Source organism: Caulobacter sp. P1_B12_2, from assembly GCF_056406675.1.
The window spans coordinates 1-7,057 of record NZ_JBFTZS010000238.1 but is presented as its reverse complement, the minus strand read 5'-3'; the positions used below and the strand labels follow the sequence as shown (position 1 = coordinate 7,057).

Annotated in this window: 7 protein-coding genes; 3 read left to right on the top strand and 4 right to left on the bottom strand. The window is 68.1% G+C overall.

The window, feature by feature from the left end; genetic code table 11:
- From AC1DZ6_RS15220 to AC1DZ6_RS15210, 3 genes are all read left to right on the top strand, one after another.
- The coding region (locus AC1DZ6_RS15220; RefSeq protein ID WP_477098002.1) for an acyl-CoA dehydrogenase family protein at positions 1-429 on the top strand (429 nt) is incomplete at its 5' end.
- Between the two features lie 378 nt (positions 430-807).
- Complete coding sequence (locus AC1DZ6_RS15215; RefSeq protein ID WP_477098001.1) at positions 808-1,539, top strand: Crp/Fnr family transcriptional regulator; 732 nt, start codon at positions 808-810, stop codon at positions 1,537-1,539.
- A 41-nt stretch (positions 1,540-1,580) separates the two neighbouring features.
- The gene (locus tag AC1DZ6_RS15210; protein ID WP_477098000.1) at positions 1,581-1,883 is read left to right on the top strand and encodes an antibiotic biosynthesis monooxygenase; all 303 of its coding nucleotides are present in this window, start codon (positions 1,581-1,583) and stop codon (positions 1,881-1,883) included.
- Positions 1,884-2,019: 136 nt separating this feature from the next.
- On the opposite strand, the gene pyk is transcribed toward AC1DZ6_RS15210, so the two are convergent.
- From pyk to AC1DZ6_RS15190, 4 genes are all read right to left on the bottom strand, one after another.
- The gene (gene pyk / locus AC1DZ6_RS15205; protein ID WP_477097999.1) at positions 2,020-3,450 is read right to left on the bottom strand and encodes a pyruvate kinase; all 1,431 of its coding nucleotides are present in this window, start codon (positions 3,448-3,450) and stop codon (positions 2,020-2,022) included.
- Between the two features lie 232 nt (positions 3,451-3,682).
- Positions 3,683-4,702, bottom strand: coding sequence for a LacI family DNA-binding transcriptional regulator (locus tag AC1DZ6_RS15200; RefSeq protein ID WP_477097998.1), 1,020 nt, complete (start codon positions 4,700-4,702; stop codon positions 3,683-3,685).
- A 131-nt stretch (positions 4,703-4,833) separates the two neighbouring features.
- A complete protein-coding gene (gene glk, locus AC1DZ6_RS15195) occupies positions 4,834-5,823 on the bottom strand; it encodes a glucokinase (RefSeq protein WP_477097997.1) in 990 nt (329 codons plus the stop codon).
- Between the two features lie 13 nt (positions 5,824-5,836).
- A partial coding sequence (locus tag AC1DZ6_RS15190; protein WP_477097996.1) for a dihydroxy-acid dehydratase domain-containing protein occupies positions 5,837-7,057 on the bottom strand: 1,221 nt, incomplete at its 5' end.

The following is a 7,057-nucleotide window of genomic DNA, read 5'->3' as shown; positions in this document are numbered from 1 at the left end:
GTGCTGGACCGCGCCTATGCAGGCCTGGCCGCCGAGATGCTGGGCACCGCCACCGCCGCCTTCGAGATCACGCTCGACTACATCAAGACCCGCACCCAGTTCGGCCAGGTGATCGGCACCTTCCAGGCCCTGCAGCACCGCGCCGCCAAGCTGTTCACCGATCTGGAGACCACCCGTTCCTGCGTCGAGGCCGCCCTGGAAGCGGCCGACGCCGGCGGAGACACACGCCTCCTGGGGTCGCTGGCCAAGGCCAAGGCCAGCGAAGTGCTGCACCTGGCCTCCAACGAAATGGTCCAGATGCACGGCGGCATCGGCATGACCGACGTCCATGACGCCGGCCTCTACATGAAGCGCGCCCGCGTCGCCGAAGCCCTGTTCGGCTCGGCCTCGTTCCATCGCGACCGCTACGCCAAGCTCTCGGGCTTCTAGTCCCGATCGACTGACATCCCGGACAGGCGCGCGGCGCGCCGATCCGGGATGACAATCTGGAAGAAGCCCGACCCTGGGAGCACCGTCCCTTGCCGCGGCTGGACGCCGAGCGCGCCGAGCTCTGGATCCTCAAGGCCGAGCGTGCCGAGACATCGCCGCGCCACTCTAGGGAAGAAACACAGCCTCTCATATGTCTGATAAATGTTCACGAGGCGGCATGGCCTGCACATGACGGCGGGGTCGCGAACTATTCCTGTAATGTCGGGTTCCCGACATCTCCAATAGCGGCCCCGGAACACTCTGCAGCGCCCTGCATTTGTGTCGACTACTCGACAGCGCTGAAGCGGCTTCCAACCTATAGCTTCGGACCTCTACCGCATGTCGGTCGATTCGCCCGATGGGACCGCCGTACCCTTGAAAAATCGCCTGCTCGCCGCCCTGCCGCCCGAGGATTTCGGGCTGATCGCACCCCATCTCACCCAGCATGATCTGGAAAAGGGTCGCCACCTGTACGATCCGGGCGACCAGATCGAGCTCGTCTATTTTCCGCACGACTGCGTCATCTCGTTGATGACCTTGATGGAAAACGGCGCGGCGATCGAGTCGGCGCCGATCGGCCGCGAAGGCGCCCTGGGCCTGATGGCCGCCGTGGCCTCGCGCCAGTCGCTGGTGCGCGCGCTGGTCCAGACCCCCGGCGTCGCTTCACGGATCAGCGCCTCGGCCCTGCACGACGCCTGGACCCGCAGCCCCGCCCTGCGCGACCTGGTCGACCGTCACAACGAGGCGCTGTTTGGCCATGCGATCCAGTCGGTGGCCTGCAACGCCCTGCACGGGGTCGAGGCCCGCTTCTGCCGCTGGCTGCTGTCGTGCCGCGATCGCATCGACGGCGACACCATCAACCTGACCCAGGAATTCCTCGCCGACATGCTGGGCGTCCAGCGCACCACGGTCACGGCCGTGGCCGGCGCGCTGCAGACCAAGGGCCTGATCCGCTATCGGCGCGGCGTCGTCGACATTCTCGACCGCGCCGGCCTCGAGGCCATCACCTGCGAGTGCTACGCCGCCGTGCGTAAGGGCTACGAGCGCCTGCTGCCGCTTCCCTTCGGCTGAAGCCTCCCCATCTCCAACGACAGGTTGGGGAGGAAGCCCGCATGATCGTCCGCAATTGGCATGGCCACGTGCCGGCGTCGCTGAGCGACCGTTATCTGGCCCTGATGCGTGAAGTCGCCCTGCCCGACTACAAGTCCACGCCGGGGAGCCTCGGCACCTGGTGCCTGACCCGGCGCGAGGGCGAGGTCACGCACTTCGAGATGCTGACCTTCTGGACCGACCTGGAGGCGATCAAGCGCTTCGCCGGCGAGGATTTCGAACAGGCCAAGTACTACGACTTCGACGCCGAGTTCCTGATCGAACAGGAACCCCACGTGCGGCACTACGAAGCGGTGAGCGAGTAAATATCCGCTCTTCCCGGCGAAGGCCGGGATCCAGATCCCATGGCCGGGAGGATGATTGGAAAGGCCCGGCGCTTTTGGCGTCAGCCCCACGGACATTCCATCCGGGTCCCGACCTTCGCCGGGATGACCGGCTTTGTTAGCGCTTGCGCGTCGGGAACGGCGCGTGGGCCAGGCGCAGCAGGTTGGCCGCGCCGGGGGCGCCGAAAGGCGTGCCGGCCACGATCAGCAGGCGCTCGCCCGGACCGACCAAGCCCAGGTCCACGGCCTTGGCGACGGCGTCCGAGGTGACTACTTCCAGGCTGTCGGGCTGACCGCTGACGCGGGCCTCCACGCCCCAGACCAGGCACATGCGGCGCACGGCGTTGATCTGCGGCGACAGGGCCAGCACGGGCTGCAGCGGCCGCTCGCGCGCCAGGCGGCGGGCGGTGGCGCCGGTGGTGGTGAAGGCCACCAGGCACTTGGTCGAGCCGGCCTTGGCGGCCTGGGCGGCGGCGACCACCAGGACGTCGGCGTCCTCGTCGTCGTGCGGCTGCTCGGCCTGCATCAGCTCGGGCCAGCGCGGATCGCGCTCCACCCGCTCGATGATGCGGTTCATCATGGCCACGGACTCTTCGGGATAGTCGCCCGCTGCGCTTTCCGCGGAAAGCATGACCGCGTCCGCGCCCTCGTAGACGGCGTTGGCCACGTCCGAGGCCTCGGCCCGGGTCGGGGTCGGCGAGCTGGTCATCGACTCCAGCATCTGGGTGGCGACGATCACCGGAATGCCGCGCTCGCGGGCGGCGCGCAGGATGACCTTCTGGGCCACCGGCACCTCTTCGGGGGCCATCTCGACGCCCAGGTCGYCACGCGCGACCATCACGCCGTCGCAGAGATCCATGATCGCACCCAGACATTCCAGGGCCTGGGGCTTTTCGATCTTGGCCAGCACGGCGGCGCGGCCTTCGACGATGCGGCGCAGCTCGGCCATGTCTTCCGGCGCCTGCACGAACGACAGGGCGATCCAATCGACGCCCAGGCGCAGGGCGAAGGCCAGGTCCTCGCGGTCCTTCGGGGTCAGGGGCGACATCGGGATCACGACGTCCGGCACGGCCACGCCCTTGCGTTCCGATAGCTTGCCGCCGTTGACGACCTTGGTGTTGGCGTAGCCGGGGCCGGCGTCCGTCACCGTCATCCGCAGCTTGCCGTCGTCCAGCAGCAGGGTCGCGCCGGGGCGCATGGCCACCAGGATCTCGGGGTGCGGCAGGTGCACCCGCGTCTCGTCGCCCGGGGTCGGGTCGTTATCGAAGCGGAAGGCCTGGCCGGCCTTCAGCGTCACCGGACCGTCGGCGAACTTGCCCACGCRCAGCTTGGGACCCTGCAGGTCGGCGAGGATGCCGAGCGGGCGCCCGACGGCCTTCTCGGCCGCGCGGATGGCGTTGTAGGCGGCGGCGTGATTGTCGTGGCTGCCGTGGCTGAAGTTCAGGCGGAAGACGTCCGCCCCGGCCTTGGCCAGGGTGATGATCATCTCCGGCGAGCTGCTGGCCGGGCCGACGGTGGCGACAATGCGGGAGCGGCGCGCGCGGATCATGAACCTGCTCCGGAGAGGCTAGAAAATGCTGCAATGCGGCAAGAAATACCGCAGAGCGGAAAGGATTTGCTTTGGGCGAACGTCATTCTCGAATTTCGCACCTGACAACGTTGTCTAGCGCTCCGAGTCCGGATTCGCCATCGCTGACTTAGCGTCAACGCCGAAGGCTTTCCACCTCCATAAGAAAATATGGGGTGCGATCGGCTTGGAGAATCCGACGCTCGAGTCAGGGTTATCCCACCGGGCCAGTGGATTCCCGGACCACCAGCTCGAAGTCCAGCAGGCGTGAAGGCGGGGGCGCGTCGCCCTCGGCCCGGGTCGCGCCGGTCAGCAGCAGGTCGGCGGCCGCGGCGGCCATGGCCTGGATCGGCTGGCGCACGGTGGTCAGTTGCGGCCAGACGACCTTGGCGCCGGGCGTGTCGTCGAAGCCGGCCACCGACAGGGTCTGGGGCACTTCCAGGCGCAGGCGATTGGCCACCGCCATCACGCCCAGGGCCATGTCGTCGTTGGAGGCGAAGATCGCCGTCGGGCGATCGGGGCGGTTCAGCAGTCGCTCGGCCGCCTCGAAGCCGGAGCGGAACGAGAACCAGCCCTGTTCCACATGCTCCTCGCGCACGGCGTGGCCGTGCTCCTTCATCGCCGCCGCATAGCCCTCGTAGCGCAGGTGCGAGGCGCCGTGCTCGGGGTGGCCCTTGATGAAGCCGATGTCGGTGTGGCCCAGGCTGATCAGGTGGGCGGTCATCTCGTAGGCGGCGCGGACGTCGTCCATGCGCACGTGGGCCGAGCGGTCCAGGTCCTGGTCGGGCGACAGCCGCACATAGGGCACGCCCTCGGCTTCCAGCACGTCCAGCACCGCGACGTTGTCGCAGACCGGCGGCGTCAGGATCACGCCGTCCATGCGCAGGGTGTGCAGCATCGGCTCGACCTGGGCGGCCACGTCGCCGGTCGAGTCCAGCGGCTCGACGATCAGGTGGTAGCCCTCCTCGCGGCAGCGCGCGATGGCGCCCAGCTGCACGTCGGTGACATAGGCGGGGCTTGGGTTGTCGAAGAAGACGCCGATCAGATAGGCCTTAGACCCCGCCAGGCTGCGGGCCGAGATGTTGGGCCGATAGTTCAGGGCCGCGACGGCTTCCTGCACCCGGACGCGGGTGTCGTTCTTCACGTTCGGCTCGCGGTTCAGCACCCGCGAAACGGTCTTGATCGATACGCCCGACATGCGGGCGACCTCGTGGATCGTAACCTTGGAACTCAAGACCGGCCTCGCGAAGCGTCGGAAATCGACAAGCGACGCAATAAAGGCATGACAGCCTTGTCAAGGCGAGCCCACTTCAAGTGGAAATCTCGCCCCGAGCGATCGGAAAGGGTCTTCGGCGGGTGGAAACCCTAGGAAAGGGCCGCCTTGCCGTCCGGCGTCATGGCGACGGCCGCGCCGATCAGGGCGGTGTGGGGGTTCATCACCACGTGGGTGGGGATGTCCTTGGTGTAGTCGCTGAGGCGGCCCTTGGATTCGAATCGTTCGCGGAACTGACTCTTTTCCAACAGATCGACGATGCGCGGCGCGATGCCGCCGGCGATGAACACCCCGCCTCGCGCGCCCAGCGCCAGGGCCAGGTCGCCGGCCGCCGAGCYGAGGATCGCGCAGAACCGGTCGATGGTGACCTTGCAGCAGTCATCCCCGGCCACGGCGTGCTCGGTGATCTGCTTGGCGGTCAGGGCCTCGGCCTCGCGGCCCTCGATCTTGGCCAGGATGACGTGCAGGTCCTCGATGCCGGGACCCGACAGGATGCGCTCGATCGAGCAGCGGCCGTGCTCCTTGGTCAGGGCGCGGAGGATCTCGATCTCGGTGTCGTCGAACGGCGCGAAGGCGATGTGGCCGCCCTCCGTGGTCAGAGGCGTCTCGACGCCGTGGCGACGCACCATGCCCGCGGCGCCGAAGCCGGTGCCCGGGCCGAGGATCGCCAGGTCGCCCTCGCCCGAGGTCTGCAACGGGCCGATCTGGCGCAGGTCCTTGGGGGCCAGGCGCGGCGCGGCCAGGGCCTGGGCGGTGAAGTCGTTGATCAGCCTGGCGGTGCGGAAGCCCCCCGCGCGGCGCAGGCTGTCTTCCGACAGCTTCCAGTCGCTGTTGGTGAACTGCACGGCGCCGTGCTCGATCGGACCCGCGACGGCCACCACCGCCTGGTCGGGATGGCGCACGCCCATCTTGTCCAGATAGGCTTCGACGGCGTCCTCGGCCTGGCCGTAGTCCTCGCCCTTGTACGAGGTCGGCTCGATCAGCTTGGGATCGGCGCCATCGAAATCGACCAGGGCGAACCGTGCGTTGGTTCCGCCGATGTCGCCGACCAGGCCAAGCCCGATGGAGTTCAAGCCGCTCATCTTCGTCTTCTTCCTAAGCAAACAGCACGGACGCGCCGTGGTCGGATGCGCCGACCCCCGCACGCATCAGGCCGAAGAGTTCCCGCCCGTAGCCCGGCTTGAACGCCGGAACTTTCGCCGGCGTCCGGGCGCGCAAGGTCGCCTCGTCCACCAGGATTTTCAGTTCGCCCGTGTGGGCGTTCAGAGAGATCACGTCGCCGTCCTGGACATAGGCCAGGGCTCCGCCCTTGGCCGCTTCCGGCGTCAGGTGGATGGCYGCCGGGGTCTTGCCCGACGCGCCCGACATCCGGCCGTCGGTGACCAGGGCCACCTTGAAGCCGCGGTCCAGAAGCACCGAGATCGACGGCGACAGGTTGTGCAGTTCGGGCATGCCGTTGGCCGACGGCCCCTGGAAGCGGACCACCACCACCACGTCGCGGTCGAGTTCGCCGCGCTTGAAGGCGGCGATGAAGTCTTCCTGTTCCTGGAACACGGCCGCCGGAGCGGTGATCACCTGGTGCTCGGGCTTCACGGCCGAAACCTTGATCACGCCGCGCCCGAGGTTGCCGGTCAGCAGGCGGAGGCCGCCTTCCGGGCTGAACGGGTCGGAGGCCGGGCGCAGGATGTTGAGGTCCAGCGACTCGTCGGCGCCCTCGCGCCAGGTCAGCTCGCCGTCCACCAGGATCGGCTCTTGGGTGTAGCGCGACAGGCCGGGGCCGGCGACGGTCAGGACGTCCTCGTGGGCCAGGCCGGCCTTGAGCAGTTCCTTGACCACGAAGTGGATGCCGCCGGCGGCGTGGAACTGGTTCACGTCGGCCGAGCCGTTCGGATAGACCTTGGCCAGCAGCGGCGTGTTCTTGGAGATGTCGTCCAGGTCTTCCAGGGTCAGGATGATCCCGGCCGCGTGGGCCATGGCGACCAGGTGCAGGGCCAGGTTGGTCGAGCCGCCGGTGGCCATCAGGCCGACCACGCCGTTGACCACGGCCTTTTCGTCGATCACCCGGCCGATCGGGATCCAGTCATTGCCCTTCTGGGTGATGGCGGCCACGCGCTTGGCGGCTTCCTTGACCAGGGCCGTGCGCAGCGGGGTGTGGGGATGGACGAAGGCCGAGCCCGGCAGGTGCAGGCCCATCAGCTCCATCAGCATCTGGTTGGTGTTGGCCGTGCCGTAGAAGGTGCAGGTGCCGGGGCCGTGGTAGCTGGCGCTCTCGGCGGCCAGCAGTTCCTCGCGGCCCACCTTGCCCTCGGCGTAGAG

Excerpts from the sequence above, each read along its gene's own strand:
- AC1DZ6_RS15215 (WP_477098001.1), top strand. The coding sequence starts at position 808 with ATGTCGGTCGATTCGCCCGATGGGACCGCCGTACCCTTGAAAAATCGC.
- AC1DZ6_RS15210 (WP_477098000.1), top strand. The coding sequence starts at position 1,581 with ATGATCGTCCGCAATTGGCATGGCCACGTGCCGGCGTCGCTGAGCGAC.